Raw genomic sequence first — 16,837 nt, forward strand, 5'->3', positions numbered from 1 at the left:
GGGGGGGGGGGGTAATGAGCACCGCCACGGCCGTGGCGGCAGCGCTGCGGGCGCTCGTCGCCGCGGTGCACGCCGAGATCCGGGCCAAGTCGGGGCCCCGCGTGCCGAGGCATCCGGGTGAAGGAGACAACGCATACTTGTACTCCCGCGCGCGGATCATCATCGAGTCGGAAGCCGCGCGCCGTGATCTGACCGTCGACGCGCTGGCGCGACGGCTGGGTGTCGGGCGGCGGCGGTTGGAGCGGGCCTTCCAGCGGCAGGGGGAGTCGCCGGGGGACGTCCTGCGCGTCCAGCGGCTGCGTCTCGCCCGGGGTCTCCTCTCGACCGAACGCGACCGAAGTCGCGCCGAGATCGCGGACCTCTCGGGCTTTCCCTCGGCCCGCGCTCTGAAAGACGCACTCGCCAAGCACGGCGAAACGGATCCACACCAGTCGGGAGCGGTACGCTCGCAACGTCGCCGCGAGTGAAGCGGCGCGGTCGCTCATCCCGGGAGGAGCCCGATGTCGCTGACACCCGTACGCGGCACCGCGACCATCGAAGAGGTCGCCGCACGAGCAGGTGTGTCCCGCTCCACCGTGTCGCGCGTGGTCAACGGCTCGACCGCGGTGTCGCCGTCCGCGCTCGAAGCCGTGCGGCGCGCGATCGACGAGCTCCAGTACGTGCCCAACCGCGCGGCCCGTTCCCTCGCCAGCCGCCAGACGCGGGCCATCGCGCTCGTCATCCCCGAAGACACGGACCGGTTCTTCGGCGACCCCTTCTTCGGATCGATCGTCGCGGGCATCGGCGAGGTCATCGGCGAGTCCGACTACGTCATGAACATGCTGATCGCCAGCGACGACGCGAGCGCCAAGGCCCTCGGCTACCTGCGCAGCGGCAGCGTCGACGGCGCGATCGTCGCCTCGCACCACACCAGCGACACGTTCGTCGACCGTCTCGCCGACACCGTGCCCGTCGTCTTCGGCGGGCGCCCCGCGCGCGTGCGCCCCACCGATCACTATGTCGACGTCGACAACGTCCAGGGCGGGCGGGATGCCACCCGCTACCTCCTCGACCGGGGTCACCGCCGCATCGCCACCGTATCCGGCCCCTCCGACATGCCCGCCGGCATCGACCGGCTGCAGGGCTTCCGCGAGGTGCTCGACGAAGCCGGACTCGAGCCGGCGGCCGTGGAGGACGGCGACTTCACCGAGGCCGGAGGAGCCGACGCGATGCGCCGGATCCTGGCATCCGGAGATCTTCCCGACGCTCTCTCCGTCGCGAGCGACCTCATGGCCCGCGGGGCGTACACCGCGCTGCGCGAGCACGGCCATGAGCCGGGGCGCGACATCGCCGTCATCGGGTTCGACGATTCGGCGGTCGCGACCTCGCTCGTGCCGGCGCTGACCACGGTGCGTCAGCCGTCGCACGACCAGGGTCGCCAGATGGCGACGATGCTGCTCGACGTGCTCGCGGGCCGGGCGACGGCGAACGCCGCGATCCTGCCGACCGAGATCATCGAGCGCGCGTCTGCCTGAGACACGGGCCTCGGTCACCCGCTAGGGTGGGCGCACCGCGCCGCCCACACCCGCATTCGCGCGCGCGCCGAGAGGACCCGCCATGCCTCGATGGAGAAGCGCTGCCGTCGCCGCGGCCGTGATCGCGATCGCCGGTCTCGCCGGCTGCGTTCCCGAGCCGGCGACCCCCGTCGCGACCGAGACCGCGACGCCCACGGTGACCGTCGCGACGCCGACGCCCGCGGCGACGCCCACGCCGACCGCATCCGAGACCTCCGTCAGCGACGCGTCCCGGATCCCCCCCCTCCTGCGACGAGCTCGGCACCGCGAGCAGCCGGGCCGAGACCGTGGGCGGCTTGACGGCGCAGCACGCCGACGGGTTCGTCCGTCCCTCGCCGCCGAACGCCACCACGAAGCTGTCATGCAACTGGATCCAGGAGGAGGCGGCCGCCGTCCTGCTCATCGTCAGCACCGCGACCCCCGCCGATGTCAACGACGGCCTCCAGCAGCTGGCATCCGAGGGGTATCAGTGCCAGGCCGCGCAAGACTTCGGGGCGCAGTACTGCATGCGCCCGGGCGACGCGGCCAGCAGCGAAGACGTGGTCGTCGCGCGCGACGACGTGTGGATCTACCTTGAGACCGTCAACGTCAACGCGCGGGCGTGGTTGTCCGACATCGCGGCGCAGATCTTCGGCTGAACCGCGCCGCGCTCAGCGGCTGACTCGCCTCGCGCTCAGCGGTCGCGGGGGAGCGGCTGCTGGTACACGTCGGGGATGTCGTCGCCGTCGGCATCCACCTCTTCCTCCGCCGCGAGCTGCTTGTAGCGACGGTTGCGCATGAGCAGGACGCCGGCCGCCAGGAGGGATGCCAGGAGCGACGCGACCATGATCGCGATCTTCGCGTCGTCGGTGTGCTCCGAGCCGGCGGGGAAGCTGAGTTCCGCGATGAGCAGCGACACCGTGAACCCGATGCCCGCGAGGAGGCCGACGCCGGCGAGGTCGATCCACTTCAGCGCCGGGTCGAGGCGCACTCTGGTGACGAGTGTGAGCACGCGGACTCCGAGCAGGATGCCGATCGGCTTGCCCAGCACGAGACCCGCGACGACGCCGATCGTGACGGGGTCCATGACGGCGCGCGCGAGGCCTTCGACGCCGCCGATCGCGACGCCCGCCGCGAAGAACGCGAAGATCGGGACCGCGATGCCCGCCGACAGCGGCCGGAAGCGGTGCTCGAACTGTTCGGCGAGGTCCATGCCGCGGATCTCGGGCTGACGCTTCGACGGAGCGACCGGGATCGTGAACGCCAGCGCGACACCCGCGATCGTCGCGTGGACGCCGGACGCGTGCAGGAACGCCCACGCCGCGAAACCGATCGGGAGCAGCACGACCCACGCGGCCCACGCGTGGCGCGCGAACCAGGCGCGGCCGAGGTGCGCGATGGTGCCGTAGATCGCGACGAGCACCGCGAAGACCGCGAGCGGCAGGAGCGAGATGTCGCTGGTGTAGAACAGCGCGATGATCGCGATCGCGATGAGGTCGTCGACCACGGCGAGGGTCAGCAGGAAGATGCGCAGCGGCCCGGGGAGGTGCGAGCCGACGAGCGCGAGCACGGCGACGGCGAACGCGATGTCGGTGGCCGCGGGGATCGCCCAACCGGCGAGGAGGCTCGGCTGCGAGGACGTCACCAGCACGTAGATCAACGCCGGGACCGCGACGCCCGCCGCGGCGGCGGTGATCGGCACGATCGCGGTGCTGAAGCGACGGAGGCTCCCCACGACGATCTCGCGCTTGAGCTCGAGCCCGACCATGAAGAAGAAGATCGCGAGCAGCCCGTCCGCCGCCCAGGACCCGACACTCAGCTCGAGGTGCCACGGCTCGTACCCGAACCGCAGGTCGCGCAGCGCGAAGTACGCGTCCGAGGCGGGGGAGTTCGCCCAGATGATCGCCGCGATCGCGGCCACCACCAGCAGCATCCCGCCGACCGACTCGCGGCGGAGCAGCGTGGTGACGCGGTGGACCTCGCGGTAGCCCGGCCAGCTCGGCGCGCGCACGGGGGTTTCGTTCATGGCATCCCTTTCGGGGTCGTCGACATCGTCGTCGACCAGACTTCCCGACACGCCGCGTCCAGTTTACCCGGGGCGGGCTGGGTGATCTGTGCGCGTGCGTGCGGTGGGTGCGCCAGGTGGGTGCGCCAGATCACGCGATCTGGCCGAGCGTACGGGCTATGGCCGGTCATGGCGTGTACGTTCGGCGAAGTCACGTGAAGTGGCGGCCGAGGCGGCGGCGGGATGCCACCCACGCGCGTCAGGACGGGTCGCCGCCCAGCGGACCCACCGCGGGGATCGGGCCGCCGTCGTCGGCACCGGTCTTGCGGGCGCGGGCGATGACGTTGCCGAGGTGGTAGATCACGAGGGCGGCGACGGCGCCGAGCACGATGGCGCCGAGCTGGAAGTCGCCCCACTGCAGGGTGAACCCGGCGATCGCGAGCACCAGCGCGACGGCACCCGTGTACTGGTTGACGGGGCGGGAGAAGTCGACGCGGTTGTCGACCCAGATCTTGATGCCGATGATCCCGATGAGGCCGTACAGCGCGGTGGTCACGCCGCCGAGCACGCCCGCGGGGATTGTGTTGAACACCGCCCCGATCTTGGGCGACAGGCTCAGCACGATCGCGGTGAGGCCGGCGACCCAGTACACCGCCGTCGAGTACACCCGGGTCGCGGCCATCACGCCGATGTTCTCGCCGTACGTCGTGGTGCCCGAGCCGCCGAACGTGCCCGCGAGCGTCGTGGCGACGCCATCGGCGATGAGCGCGCGTCCGGTGGAGCGGTTGGCCGTGGCATCCGTCATCGCCGCCACGCCCCGCACGTGCCCGACGTTCTCGGCCACCAGCACCAGCACGACCGGGAGGAACATCGCGATGACCGACCAGCTCGCGGGCTTCGTGAAGTCGGCGAGCTGGAAGTCGGGCAAGCCGATCCACGCTGCGGCCTCGACCGGGGCGAAGTCGATGAGGGTCTCGCCCGATGCGGCCTGGATCAGCACCGTCGCGACGTAGCCCACGATGACGCCGAGGAAGATCGAGATGCGGCCGAGGAACCCGCGGAACAGGACGCTGAACAGGATCACCGCGACGAGAGTGATCGTGCCGGGGAGCGGCTGCTTCTGGAAGTTGGACCACGCGACGGGCGCGAGGTTGAAGCCGATGAGGGCGACGATCGCGCCGGCGACCACCGGGGGCATGACCCGGTCGACCCACCCGAGACCGACGAACTGCACGACCAAGCCGATGATCGCGAGCAGGATGCCGACGGCCACGATGCCCGCGAGCGCCGACCCCGTTCCGCCGATCGCGGTCGCGGCGGTGACGGGCGCGATGAACGCGAACGACGAGCCGAGGTAGCTGGGGAGCCGGTTGCGGGTGACGAGGAGGAAGAGCAGCGTCCCGACGCCCGAGAACAGCAGCGTCGTGGACACCGGGAAGTCGGTGAGCACCGGCACGAGGAACGTCGCGCCGAACATCGCGATGACGTGCTGCAGCCCGATCGCGATCGTCGCACCCCAGTTGAGGCGTTCGCCCGGGGCGACGACCGCTCCGGGCGCGACCGTGCGCCCGTTCCCGTGCAGCTTCCAGCGGAACATGTGGTCTCCTCGCGGTGGGGTGGGGGATGGATGCCGAGTGCTCACGATCGGGCCGAACGCTCACGGCCGGGGCGACCGGAACGTGGGCCGCCGACCCGATCGTGGGCGTTCGGCGGCGGGGCGGCCGGGCCCGGGACGCCGGGCCGCGGCCTCAGGACGTCAGGCGCTCGAGCAGTTCGGCGTAGCGGGCGCGGGTGCGCGTCACGATGTCGTCGGGGAGCGCGGGCGGCTCGCCCTGCTTGTCCCAGTGGGCGGCGAGCCAGTCGCGGACGATCTGCTTGTCGAAGCTCGCCATGCGCTCCGCGGGGGTGGTGCCGGTGCGCCAGGCCTCGGCATCCCAGTAGCGGGACGAGTCCGACGTCAGCACCTCGTCCGCGAGGGTCAGGACTCCCGCGGCGTCGTACCCGAACTCGAACTTCGTGTCGGCGAGGATGAGCCCGCGCTTCTCGGCGATCGCGGAGGCACGGCGGTAGATCTCGAGCGACAGGTCGCGCAGGGCCGCGGCCGTGTCTTCGCCGACGAGCTCGACGGAGCGTTCGTACGTGATGTTCTCGTCGTGTTCGCCCATCGGCGCCTTGTACGCGGGGGTGTACAGCGGTTCCGGCAGCCGGTCGCCGTCACCGAGTCCCTCGGGAAGCGGGATGCCGCACACCGTGCGCGACGCCTGGTATTCGGCCCAGCCCGATCCGGTCAGGTACCCGCGCACGACGCATTCGATCGGCTGCATGTCGAGCGACCGGACGAGCATGGCGCGTCCGCGCACGGCATCCGGGATCAGCTCCACCGCGTCGTCCCCCTCGAGCACGTGATCGGCGGCGAGATGGTTCGGGATGCCACGCCCCCCGTCGGCGCCCGCGAGACGGTCGAACCACCACAGGCTCAGCGTCGTCAGCAGGACGCCCTTGTCGGGGATGCCGGGGCTCAGCACGTGGTCGAACGCACTCACCCGGTCGCTCGCGACGACGAGCAGGTGCGCGGGCGCGGCGTCCTCGGCGGTGTCGGCGGGCACGTAGAGGTCGCGGACCTTGCCCGAATAGACGTGGCGCCAGCCGTCGAGGACGAGGGGGGAAGCGGGGATCACCCGCTCATTATCGCGGGTCGGCTCGCGCGCCGATGGCCGCGCGAGCACAGATTTTGCCACATCGCGGCTCCGCGCGCCCGCCCCCCTGCGGTGTCGGACCCGGTCGCTACGGTCGAAGGATGACCGAGGCGACCCCCGACACCGCGGCATCCATCGATCCTCCCGACGGAAGCGCCCACCGCCGCACTCTGCGCGGCTGGGTGTTCTGGCCCGCAGCCGCCATCGCGCTGGCGTTCATCGCTTTCGCGCTGATCTTCCCGAATGCTGCCGAGACGGCGTTCGGTACGCTGCAGACCGCGATCGTCTCGGCGTTCAACTGGTACTACGTGCTGATTGCGGCGTTCTTCGTCGCGTTCGCGCTGACGATGGGCTTCAGCCGGTTCGGGCGCATCAAGCTCGGCCGCGACGACGACGAGCCCGAGTTCTCGACGCTGTCCTGGTTCTCGCTGCTCTTCGCGGCGGGCATGGGCATCGGGTTGGTCTTCTACGGTGTGAGCGAACCGCTCAGCCACTTCGCCTCGCCCCGCCCCGGCGTCGAGGGCACGGCGACGCAGCTCGCGCAGCAGGCGATGTCGCAGACGTTCCTCCACTGGGGCGTGCACGCGTGGTCGATCTACGTCGTGATCGGGCTCGCGCTCGCCTATGCCTTCCATCGTCGGAAGCGTCCGCGGACGATCCGGTGGGCGCTCGAGCCGATCCTCGGTGCCCGGCTCGTGCAGGGCGGATGGGGCAACGCGATCGACGTGGCCGCGCTCGTCGGCACGCTGTTCGGCGTGGCGACCTCGCTCGGTCTCGGCGTCATCCAGATCAGCGCGGGCCTCGAGTTCCTCGACGTCGCGCCGACGACCCTCATCAGCCAGGCGGTGCTGATCGGCGTCATCACGGCGTTCGTCCTGTTCTCGGTGCTGTCGGGCGTGGGCCGCGGCATGAAGTGGCTGTCGAACGTCAACCTCGTGCTCGCCGGTCTGTTGATGCTCTTCGTGCTCTTCGCGGGGCCGACCGAGTTCCTCCTGAGGGATGCCGTGCAGTCGATCGGCAACTACATCCAGAACTTCGTCGGACTCTCGTTCACCACGAGCGCGTACTCCGGCGACGCGGGTGTCGCGTGGCAGGGCACGTGGACGGCGTTCTACTGGGGCTGGTGGATCTCGTGGGCGCCGTTCGTCGGCATCTTCATCGCGCGCATCTCCCGCGGACGCACCGTGCGCGAGTTCGTCACCGGAGTGATCCTGGTGCCCACGCTCGTCGGCATCCTGTGGTTCACGGTGCTCGGCGGATCCGCGATCTACGCCGAGCTCACGGGCTCCGCGACGTTCGTGGGCGCGGACGGAACGATCGACGTGTCGACGGCGCTGTTCCAGCTGCTCGAGACGATCCCGGGTTCGGTGTTCCTGGTGGTCGGGTTCCTGCTGCTCATCGGGATCTTCTTCATCACCTCGGCCGACTCCGGCGCGCTCGTGATGAGCATGATCGCGACCGGCGGCGAGGAGGAGCCGCCGCGATGGACGCGCGTGTTCTTCACGCTCGCGACCTCGGTCATCGCCTTCGCCCTACTGATCGCCGGTGGACTCACGGCGCTGCAGACGGCGGCGATCAGTATCGCGCTGCCGTTCAGTCTCGTGCTGCTGGCGATCTGCGCGGCCACGGTCGTCGCGTTCCGGCGTGAGCTGAAGGCGTACGACCGCGTCGAGCGGGCGCAGCTGCGCGACCAGATCGGTGAGCATTACGGACTCGAGGTCGAGGAGGCCAACCAGCGCGGCATCTTCGGCCTCCCCGCCCGGTGGCGGCGGCGTCGCGCGGCGGACGCCGACGCGCCGGTGGGGTGACGCCGCCGGGTGCGGGGCCGGGGCGCCTCCCTGTTACTTGAGTGTCCAAGACACGCGGACCGTGCCGCGGCGCGTCCGCGTGTTGTGGACACCGAAAATTTCGCGCGCGGCCGGGGTCGTGGCATCCACGGCTGCGGTATAGTCCATGTGGACTATTCGACACGGACCAAGGAGACGGATGCCGGACCTCACGCGCCTCACCCCGCTCGCGGTCACGCTGCTTGCGACCCTCCGCGAGGGTGACATGCACCCGTACGAACTCCTGCGTCTCCTGCGCGAGCGCGGCGACGATCGGCTCGTTCCGCTGCAGAAGGGCACGATCTACCACACGATCGCCCGCCTCGAGCGCGAGGGGCTGATCGCCGAGGTCGGCGTGGATCGTGACGGCAACCGCCCGGAGCGCACGACCTACACCCTGCTCGACGCGGGCAAGGATGCCGTGGACGCCTGGGTCCGCGCGGAACTGCCGCGGATCGACCGGCCCGGCGAATTCCGCGTCGCGCTCGCCGAAGCGCACAACCTCGATCGTGACGACGTCGTCGCGCTCCTCGACCGGCGGCGGGACCTCCTCGTCGCTTCCCGCGACGTCCACCGCGACGGGCTGTCCCGCGCGCACCGGCGTGCGGTCCCGCACCAGTTCATGATCGAGGTCGAACGGCAAGCCGTTCTCCTCGACGCCGAGCTCGCCTGGCAGGACTCCCTGCGTCAAGGCCTGGCCGACGGCTCCCTGCCCTGGGGGATCGACGGCCTCCCCGACCACCTCGAACGACTCCGCCTCTCGAAGGAACCCCTCGTATGACCGACACCCGCGCCGCGTCCGCGGCATCCGCTCCTCCCGAACGCAGCCCGTGGCCGGCCCTCTGGGCCCTGGTCATCGGGTTCTTCATGATCCTGGTCGACACGACGATCGTCTCGGTGGCGAACCCCGCCATCAAGGCGGCGCTCGACCCGTCGACGAACAACCTCGACAACGTCGTGTGGGTCACGAGCGCGTACCTCCTCACCTACGCCGTGCCGCTGCTCGTGACGGGTCGTCTCGGCGACCGCTTCGGCCCGAAGAACGTCTACCTCGTGGGACTCGCGATCTTCACGATCGCGTCGCTCGCGTGCGGCCTCGCGTCGTCGCTCGAGGTGCTCATCATCGCCCGCGCCGTCCAGGGCCTGGGTGCCGCCCTCATGACGCCGCAGACCATGGCCGTCATCACCCGCACCTTCCCGCCCCAGCGGCGCGGTGCGGCGATGGGCCTGTGGGGCGCGACCGCCGGTGTCGCGACGCTGGTCGGCCCGCTCGCGGGCGGGCTGCTCGTCGATGGCCTCGGGTGGGAGTGGATCTTCTTCATCAACATCCCCGTCGGTGTCATCGGCTTCATCGCCGCGCTGATCCTCGTGCCGCAGCTGCCGCAGTCGACCCACAAGTTCGACTTCCTCGGCGTCGCGCTGAGCGCCGTCGGTCTGTTCCTCATCGTCTTCGGTCTGCAGGAGGGCGAGCACTTTGACTGGGCCGCGTGGATCTGGGCGATGGTCGCGGCCGGTGTCGTCGTCATGGCGTTGTTCGTCTGGACGCAGGCGCGCAGCAAGACCGAGCCGCTCGTGCCGCTCGACCTCTTCCGCGACCGCAACTTCTCGGTCTCGAACCTCGCGATCGCCGCGGTCGGTTTCACCGTGACGAGCATGGCGCTGCCGCAGATGTTCTACCTGCAGCTGGCCCGCGGCCTCACTCCCACGGAGTCGGCGCTGCTGCTCGTTCCGCTCGCGATCCTGTCGGGTGTGCTCGCCCCGTTCGCGGGCAAGCTCCTCGATCGCACCGACCCGCGCGTGCTGCTCGTTCCGGGGCTGCTCCTCGTGGGCGGATCGCTGGGCCTCTACACGGCGCTCATCCTCAACGACGCACCGATCTGGGCGTTCCTCATCCCGAGCGCGCTCATGGGTATCGGCAACGCCGGCATGTGGGGGCCGCTGGCCACCACGGCGACGCGCAACCTTCCGCCCCGGCAGGCCGGTGCCGGTGCCGGCATTTACAACACGACCCGTACGGTCGGGTCGGTGATCGGCTCGGCATCCATCGCCGCGTTCATGCAGGCGCGCCTCGAGGCCAACCTGCCCGGAGCGGGGGATGCCACGCAGAGCTTCGGCTCCGGATCGCTCCCGCCGCAGGTCGTCGAGGGCTTCACGAACGCCATGGGGCAGTCGCTGTTCCTGCCGATCGGTGTGATCTTCGTCGGACTCATCGCCGTGCTGTTCATGAAGCGGCCGTCGGTGATCCGGCCCCACGGGTCGCCCCGGGACGCCGCTCCGGCCGAGGCTCAGGCAGCTCCGGCCGCCGCCGAGTAGCCGGTTCGCCCCGACGCCGCCGCCCCACCGGGTGGCGGCGTCGTCGTGTGTGGGGGCGGGAACGGGGCCGAACCGACGCGTCTTCGAGGAAAGGACCCACTCGTCGGGCGGCCTCATCCTGGCAATCGGTCGCCAATCCCGGCCGATCCCGTTTCCGGTGCGGGATGAGGAGCATACTGCGGAGACTGGATGCGCCCACGTCGTCGACGTTGCCCTGTGGCGCTCCACCCTCAGACAGGTGCCACCCATGGCCGCGTCCCGCTTCTTCCGCTCCTTCGCGACACCGCTCACGTGTGTCGGTCTCGCCGTCGTCCTGGGGGTGGCGGTGGTCTCCCCGGCATCCGCGGACACGGTGATCGACGGCCCCGTCGATCTCGGCACCGCCGCCACATACGGCGTGCTCGGTGCGAGCACCGTCACCAACACCGGCCCCACCCGAGTCGAGGGCGACCTCGGCCTCTCGCCGGGAACCTCCATCACCGGATTCGGCGGGCCCACCGACGGCGTCGTGACCGGCGCGATCCATCAGACGGATGCCGACGCGGAACGAGCCCAGGGGGATGCGGCGAAGGCGTACGGCGTCGCCGCCTCGCTGACCCCCACGCAGACCGGCCTCGGCGAACTCGATGGTCTGTCGCTGACTCCGGGCGTCTACGACGGAGGCGCCCTCGCCCTCGCGGACACGGGACAGCTGACCCTCGCCGGCAGCGCGGAGTCCGTGTGGGTCTTCCGCGCCGCGTCCAGCCTCACGATCGGCTCGGGAACCCGCATCGTCATCACGGGCGGAGCGAGCTCGTGCAACGTGTTCTGGTAGGTAGGCAGCTCCGCCACCATCGGTTCGGCGGCGCAGTTCCAGGGCACGATCGTGGCCGAGCAATCCATCACCGCCGTCACCGGCGCCACGGTGGACGGCCGCCTGCTCGCTCAGAACGGTGGGGTCACGCTGGATACGAACACCATCACAGCCTCGACCGGCTGCCCTCCCGCCGGCTCTCCGTCCGACACGACGGCACCCGCGATCACGTCGGGAACTCCGGATGCCGCGACCGCGGGCACCCCGTACACCTTCACGGTCACGGCCACCGGTACCCCCACTCCCACCATCACGGTCACGGGGCTCTCCGACGGGCTGACGTTCGATGGCGCCACCGGTGTCATCTCGGGGACGCCGACGGCCTCGGGTGACCAAGACCTCGTCATCATCGCCTCGAACGGGACGAGCCCCGACGCGACCCAGAACGTGACTCTCACGATTCGCCCGGCCGCTCCCGGGCCGAGCCCCTCACCGTCGGTGTCCGTGACGCCGACGATGTCCCCGTCGCCCTCGCCGTCGGCATCCCTGCCCGTCCTGCTGCCCTCGCCGTCCGGCAGCGCACGCCCGCCCGTGGGCGGGCTCGCCGTCACCGGCGCCGATGCGACCGGGGCAACTCTCCTGATCGCGGGAGGTCTGCTCGCGGCCGGAGCGATCGCGCTGATCGCGGTGCGTCGCAGAGCCCGCCGAGGCTGACGCTCGTCGGCATCCGCTCGGCGAGGGTGGTCGCCCCGGCGACATCCGGCCGGTGGGCGGGTGCCATCGCGGCGCGGTCCGACCGCCCGTCAGGGAGTGATGGCGTCGACGAAGCGGTGTGCCTCGTCGATGAGCGCGGCCCAGGTCTCGGTGGCATCCGGCGAGATCTCGGCCCACTCCCGCAGCGGGCGACCGCGCATGACCATCGGGGCGCCGACGCGATCGGCGGCGAGTTCACCGATGCGCTGCTCCGGCAACTTCACGACCAGCCCGCCCTGGTGCGCCACGAACGCGAACACCTTTCCGCGCACGCGGACGCCCTCGGTGCCGAACATGCGGCCCATGTCGACGTCGGGCAGCGTACACAGCGTCTCCGCGATCGGGTCGAAGATCGCGTGTGCTCGGGCCATGGCATCCCGGTCGACCATGTCGCACACGGTAGCCGGGAACCGGATGCCAGGGCGAGGGGCGAATCACCGATCAGCGCCGAGACTGCAGCGCACTGACATCTCGGTTGCGGGCTGCGGGGGAGATGTCGACGGAATGCAGTGGCGCGGGCCGGACACAGCGAGCCGCGGCGCGCCGCGTGGGGTCAGTCCTCGACGACGCGCGCGGCGATGTCGGTGCGGTACTGACCGCCCTCGAGTTCGATACGACTCAACGCTTCGTAGGCCGCCGTGCGGGCCTCGCGGAACGTCGTGCCGAGGGCGACGACGTTGAGCACGCGTCCGCCGGTCGCGACGAGCCGGCCGTCGTGCAGCGCCGTCGCGGCGTGGGCGACGTGCACGGCGTCGACCTCTTCGGCCTCGTCGAGCCCGGTGAGCGGGCGACCCGTGATCGGAGCCTCGGGGTATCCCTCGCTCGCGAGCACGACGGTCACGGCCGTGGCCTCGGCGAACGCGGGACGCGGCTGGTCTTCGAGCGTGCCTGAGGCAGCGGCCATGAGCAGCGTCGACAGTGGGTCGACGAGCCGCGGCAGCACGACCTGCGTCTCGGGGTCGCCGAACCGCGCGTTGAACTCGATGACCTTCACGCCGGCCTCGGTGAGGATCAGCCCGGCGTAGAGCAGTCCGATGAACGGGGTGCCCTCGGCATCCATCTGCCGGATCACCGGCTCCGCGATCTCGCGCGTGACGTGGTCGACGAACTCCTCCTCGCCGCCGAACCGCTCGAGCAGCCACGGCAGCGGTGAGTACGCGCCCATGCCGCCGGTGTTGGGGCCCTCGTCGCCGTCGCGGAGGCGCTTGAAGTCCTGCGCGGGGCTGAGCGGGAGCACGCGGTCGCCGTCGCTGAGGAAGAAGAGCGAGACCTCGGGGCCGGCGAGGAACTCCTCGATGAGCACGGGGCCGGTCGGGAGGTACGTCTCGGCGTGGGCCAGGGCGGCGGCGCGGTCGGACGTCACGATGACGCCCTTGCCCGCGGCGAGCCCGTCGGCCTTGACGACGTGCGGGGCGCCGAGCTCATCGAGCGCCGCCGCGACTCCGGCGAGATCGTGCGCGCGCACGGCTCGGCCGGTCGGTACGCCCGCGGCATCCATGATCCGCTTGGCGTACGTCTTCGAGCCCTCGAGCTGCGCCGCAGCCTTGCCCGGACCGAACACCGGGATGCCACGCTCGCGCAGCGCGTCGGCGACGCCGGCGACCAGCGGAGCTTCGGGACCGATCACGACGAGGTCGATCGCCTCGGCCTTGGCGAACTCGGTGACGGCGACCGGGTCGTTCGCGTCGAGGTCGACGACGTGGGCGTCGCGAGCGATGCCGGCATTGCCGGGGGCCGCGTAGATCGCGTGCGAGACCTCTTCGGAGCGCAGGGCGAGGATGATGGCGTGCTCGCGCGCGCCCGAACCGAGGACCAGGATTCTCACGCCGCCAGCCTACCGAGCGCCTCCGACACCGCCCGCCCCCTCTGCGCGGTCGCCCTCTTCGGTGTCCAGGACACGCGGATGCCGCGGTGTCGTGTCCGCGTGTCGTGGACACTGAAGCCCCCCCGGCGGGAAGGCGCCGTGCTGCCGCCGCCCGGACAGGGCCGATGTCGCACCCCGCGAGTAGCGTGGATGCCATGCCTCCCCGCCGCATCGACACCGGAGACGGTCGCGCCGCGCTCGCCGCCGTGGCCGCGGGCGACGCCTCGCGCCCGGCGACCGCGACCGCCGTGCGGTACCTGCTGCAGCTGCTCGTCGAGAAGGCGCCGGGCAACTCCGTCGAGATGCGCGTGCCGCCGTTCGGTGCCGTACAGGTCATCGAGGGCCCGCGGCACACGCGCGGAACCCCGCCGAACGTCGTCGAGACCGACGCCGCGACCTGGATCGCCGTCGCCACCGGAGCCGAAAGCTGGGCGGATGCCGCGGCCTCGGGCCGGATCGTCGCGTCCGGTGTCCGCGCCGACCTCAGCGCGCTGCTGCCGCTGCGGCCGTGACCCCGCCCTGGCGTGATCTCGATGTCGGAGCATCGGCGACCCGCGAGCACCTCCGCGGTGGGACAATGTGACCATGGCTGAGCAGCCCGCCCCCGAACGCAAGCCCCTCGTGCACGAGGAGATCGTGACGCTGCGCGTCCGCCGCGCGCCGAAGTACGGCGTGTTCCTCGCCGCCGGTGCACTGCTCGGCATCCTGGTGGCCCTGATCCTCACCGTCGCGATCGACGGTGCCGATCTCAGCCCCTACACGAACGTCGTGTACTCGCAGCTGCAGGTCTTCATGTTCACGGCGCTCATCTTCGTCGTCATCGGTGTGGCGCTCGGAGCGATCGCCGCCCTCATCTCCGAGCGGATCGTGGGTCGCAAGGTCCGCGACGTCGCCGTCGACCACGAGCGCTACCGCTACTGATCCGATCGCTCGCGCCGGCTCTTCTCACGCCAGCTCTTCTCACGCCAGTTCGGCGATGATCGGATGGATGGCGGTGTCGAACGCCACCACGTCGCTGCGCAGCCCGTCGGTGACGGCCACGGTCAGTGACCCGATCCACCACACCCCGCGCTGAGCGAGCGGCAGTACTTGCACGTTGAGTTCGAACGAGTGCGCCCGACGACCGACGCGTCGCTCGTGCTCGGCGATCGCGCTCGCGTAGGCGCGATACGAGACGCCGGGGCGCGCGGCGCGGTCGGACCGATACCTCGCGTGGGCATGGCGGGCGAACTCCAGGGCCGCCGCGGCGTACGGAGTGACGACCGCGCGGAGGGCCTCGGCCCGCCCCACCGGCAGCGCGAGCACGTCCTCGAAGCCCTCCACCAGCTCGAGCGGCACCGGCGACGGGTGCGCGAGCGGCTCGACGCTCATCGCCCACAGCTCGCGCCACTCGCGTTCGAGCAGCGCCTGCTCGTCGTCGGAACGGGGGATGCCGTCATACCCGGGGACGCGTCGGAGGGCGGGGAGCTCCTCCGGATCCCGGATGCCGCAGACCTGGCGCAGATAGAGCGCGACGAGCACCGGGACCGCCGCGTCCTCGCGGATCGTCCACTCCGGCTGGCCGCCCGTCATGGCGCAATTGTAGAGACGGGCGCGGCCCGGGAGGGCGGGCCTTGCGCGCGGCGTCGCTGCGCGGGCTTCCCTGATCGTGCCTCGCCTGCCGCTTCTCGATGAGGACCGGAGGCGATGGGGCGAGGGGAGGAGCGATCCCCCTCCCGGCATCCTCCGTAGCTCCCAACTCCTCCGCTCGTCCCGTGGCATCCACGCACGGACTGCGGGCGACGGTTCCTCCCCAGTCGCGGAATCCGGCATTGCGTCCACAGAAGAGCGTTCTCGCCGGACGCCTTCGTGCCGAATCCCGCACAGTATGTGGATGCCAGCTCACCGCACCGATCCCGTCGACCTCGCTCGCCGGGCTGGCGGGGTCGTGCGCGGAGTACGACTCGCCGAGGCGGGAGTCTCCTGGCGCGCGGTCGCCGATGCCATCGACCGTGGCGAACTCGTGCGTCTGCGTCGCCGGTGGTTGGCCCTGCCCGACGCCGATCCGTACGTCACCGCCGCGGCGCGCGCGGGCGTGATTCTGACGTGCGTCACGGCCGCCGTGCATCACGGCCTCTGGGTCGCATCGCACTCCGAACCGCATGTCGCCGCCGGTCCGCACTCGGGGCGGGTGGACGTCGCCCCGGGTACACGGGTCCACCGCACGCGCCCCGTGATTCCGCGGCACCCGGACTCACTCGTCGATGGCGTCGGCAACACGCTCGTCGCCGTCGCATCCTGTCTTCCTCATGACGACGCACTGGTCGTGTGGGAGTCGGCCTTGAACAAGCGGCTCATCTCGCTGGAGGAACTCTCGCGCCTGCCGCTCCCCGCGAGAGCCCGCGCGCTTGCGGAGGTTGCGCAACCATTCGCGGACTCGGGATTGGAGACGTATCTCATCGCCCGACTTCGTTGGCTCGGGCTCCGTCTGATTCCTCAGGCCTGGATCCTCGACCATCGCGTTGACCTCCTGATCGGAGACCGGCTCGTGTTCCAAGTCGATGGGGGCCACCACGTCGACGCTCAGCGCGAGCAAGACATCCAGCACGATGCACTGCTCACCCTTCACGGCTACCACGTCATACGGGTCGGTTATCGACAGGTCATTCACGACTGGCCCCAGGTGCAGATGACCGTCATGAACGCGGTCGCCCAGGGGCTTCACCGGGCCCGCGACTAGCTCATTCCCCGGCATCCCGCCCGTGACGCGGCGGGAGGAGGGGAGGGCGGGGGAGGAGGGGAGGATGCCAGGAGGCCGTGGCATCCTCCCTCCGTCCCAGGCCCTCCCCTCGTCACGGGCACGATCGCCGCGGTGTCCACTGCGGCTCGACGCCCCGCCCCCGAACCCCTGGCGTGCGGGAGGAGGGGAGGGTCGGGGAGGAGGGGAGGATGCCGGGAGGCCGTGGCATCCTCCCCTCGCCCCAAGCCCTCCCCTCGTCACGCCGCGGCGCCCCACCGAGCCCTCCCCTCGTCACGCCGCCGCGGCCCCACCGAGCCCCCGCCCGCCCCCGCGCAG

17 protein-coding genes and 1 pseudogene are annotated in these 16,837 nt (G+C 71.1%); 11 read left to right on the plus strand and 7 right to left on the minus strand.

Going from position 1 to position 16,837, the window contains the following annotated elements; genetic code table 11:
* Positions 1–14 precede the first annotated feature (14 nt).
* A complete protein-coding gene (locus tag AVW09_RS15365) occupies positions 15–467 on the plus strand; it encodes a helix-turn-helix domain-containing protein (protein WP_063258881.1) in 453 nt (150 codons plus the stop codon).
* Between the two features lie 33 nt (positions 468–500).
* Positions 501–1,514, plus strand: a complete 1,014-nt coding sequence (locus tag AVW09_RS15370; RefSeq protein ID WP_063258882.1) for a LacI family DNA-binding transcriptional regulator — start codon at positions 501–503, stop codon at positions 1,512–1,514.
* 21 nt (positions 1,515–1,535) lie between these two features.
* Here the strand turns inward: AVW09_RS15370 and AVW09_RS18105 are convergent, their stop codons facing one another.
* Positions 1,536–1,748, minus strand: coding sequence for a hypothetical protein (locus tag AVW09_RS18105; protein WP_063258883.1), 213 nt, complete (start codon positions 1,746–1,748; stop codon positions 1,536–1,538).
* Between the two features lie 101 nt (positions 1,749–1,849).
* Between AVW09_RS18105 and AVW09_RS15380 the strand changes: the two genes are divergently transcribed.
* Positions 1,850–2,191: a hypothetical protein gene (locus AVW09_RS15380; RefSeq protein ID WP_156496134.1), complete on the plus strand. Its 342-nt coding sequence runs from the start codon at positions 1,850–1,852 to the stop codon at positions 2,189–2,191.
* 35 nt (positions 2,192–2,226) lie between these two features.
* On the opposite strand, the gene nhaA is transcribed toward AVW09_RS15380, so the two are convergent.
* The 3 genes from nhaA to AVW09_RS15395 all read right to left on the minus strand — a co-directional run bounded on the left by nhaA (position 2,227) and on the right by AVW09_RS15395 (position 6,215).
* Positions 2,227–3,558 (minus strand): Na+/H+ antiporter NhaA, encoded by a 1,332-nt coding sequence (gene nhaA, locus AVW09_RS15385; protein WP_063258983.1) that lies wholly within the window; start codon positions 3,556–3,558, stop codon positions 2,227–2,229.
* Between the two features lie 238 nt (positions 3,559–3,796).
* On the minus strand, positions 3,797–5,134 hold the full coding sequence (locus AVW09_RS15390) for a uracil-xanthine permease family protein (RefSeq protein WP_063258885.1): 1,338 nt from the start codon (positions 5,132–5,134) through the stop codon (positions 3,797–3,799).
* A 151-nt stretch (positions 5,135–5,285) separates the two neighbouring features.
* On the minus strand, positions 5,286–6,215 hold the full coding sequence (locus AVW09_RS15395) for a phosphoribosylaminoimidazolesuccinocarboxamide synthase (protein ID WP_231901861.1): 930 nt from the start codon (positions 6,213–6,215) through the stop codon (positions 5,286–5,288).
* Between the two features lie 119 nt (positions 6,216–6,334).
* Between AVW09_RS15395 and AVW09_RS15400 the strand changes: the two genes are divergently transcribed.
* The 5 genes and pseudogenes from AVW09_RS15400 to AVW09_RS15420 all read left to right on the plus strand — a co-directional run bounded on the left by AVW09_RS15400 (position 6,335) and on the right by AVW09_RS15420 (position 11,879).
* Entirely contained in the window at positions 6,335–8,041 is a 1,707-nt protein-coding gene (locus tag AVW09_RS15400) for a BCCT family transporter (protein WP_063258886.1), read from the plus strand.
* A 178-nt stretch (positions 8,042–8,219) separates the two neighbouring features.
* Entirely contained in the window at positions 8,220–8,840 is a 621-nt protein-coding gene (locus AVW09_RS15405; RefSeq protein ID WP_063258887.1) for a PadR family transcriptional regulator, read from the plus strand.
* A complete protein-coding gene (locus tag AVW09_RS15410; protein ID WP_063258888.1) occupies positions 8,837–10,372 on the plus strand; it encodes a DHA2 family efflux MFS transporter permease subunit in 1,536 nt (511 codons plus the stop codon). The genes AVW09_RS15405 and AVW09_RS15410 overlap by 4 nt, the downstream gene beginning before the upstream one ends.
* Positions 10,373–10,619: 247 nt before the next feature.
* Positions 10,620–11,324: pseudogene (locus AVW09_RS15415) on the plus strand (ice-binding family protein); the annotation flags it as partial.
* A gap of 66 nt (positions 11,325–11,390) precedes the next feature.
* Positions 11,391–11,879, plus strand: coding sequence for a putative Ig domain-containing protein (locus AVW09_RS15420; protein ID WP_269454568.1), 489 nt, complete (start codon positions 11,391–11,393; stop codon positions 11,877–11,879).
* Positions 11,880–11,968: 89 nt separating this feature from the next.
* On the opposite strand, the gene AVW09_RS15425 is transcribed toward AVW09_RS15420, so the two are convergent.
* Positions 11,969–12,307: a TfoX/Sxy family protein gene (locus tag AVW09_RS15425; protein ID WP_063258891.1), complete on the minus strand. Its 339-nt coding sequence runs from the start codon at positions 12,305–12,307 to the stop codon at positions 11,969–11,971.
* A gap of 164 nt (positions 12,308–12,471) precedes the next feature.
* Complete coding sequence (purD, locus tag AVW09_RS15430) at positions 12,472–13,743, minus strand: phosphoribosylamine--glycine ligase (RefSeq protein ID WP_063258892.1); 1,272 nt, start codon at positions 13,741–13,743, stop codon at positions 12,472–12,474.
* A 194-nt stretch (positions 13,744–13,937) separates the two neighbouring features.
* On the opposite strand from purD, the gene AVW09_RS15435 reads away from it, so the two are divergent.
* Positions 13,938–14,294 (plus strand): sterol carrier family protein, encoded by a 357-nt coding sequence (locus AVW09_RS15435; protein ID WP_063258893.1) that lies wholly within the window; start codon positions 13,938–13,940, stop codon positions 14,292–14,294.
* 73 nt (positions 14,295–14,367) lie between these two features.
* Positions 14,368–14,703, plus strand: a complete 336-nt coding sequence (locus AVW09_RS15440; RefSeq protein ID WP_063258894.1) for a hypothetical protein — start codon at positions 14,368–14,370, stop codon at positions 14,701–14,703.
* A 39-nt stretch (positions 14,704–14,742) separates the two neighbouring features.
* Here AVW09_RS15440 and AVW09_RS15445 read toward each other — a convergent pair whose 3' ends face one another.
* On the minus strand, positions 14,743–15,354 hold the full coding sequence (locus AVW09_RS15445) for a hypothetical protein (RefSeq protein ID WP_063258895.1): 612 nt from the start codon (positions 15,352–15,354) through the stop codon (positions 14,743–14,745).
* A gap of 301 nt (positions 15,355–15,655) precedes the next feature.
* On the opposite strand from AVW09_RS15445, the gene AVW09_RS15450 reads away from it, so the two are divergent.
* Positions 15,656–16,501, plus strand: a complete 846-nt coding sequence (locus tag AVW09_RS15450; RefSeq protein WP_063258985.1) for a DUF559 domain-containing protein — start codon at positions 15,656–15,658, stop codon at positions 16,499–16,501.
* Positions 16,502–16,837 lie beyond the last annotated feature (336 nt).

It is taken from the genome of Microbacterium sp. T32, assembly GCF_001619615.1.
Taxonomy (GTDB): domain Bacteria; phylum Actinomycetota; class Actinomycetes; order Actinomycetales; family Microbacteriaceae; genus Microbacterium.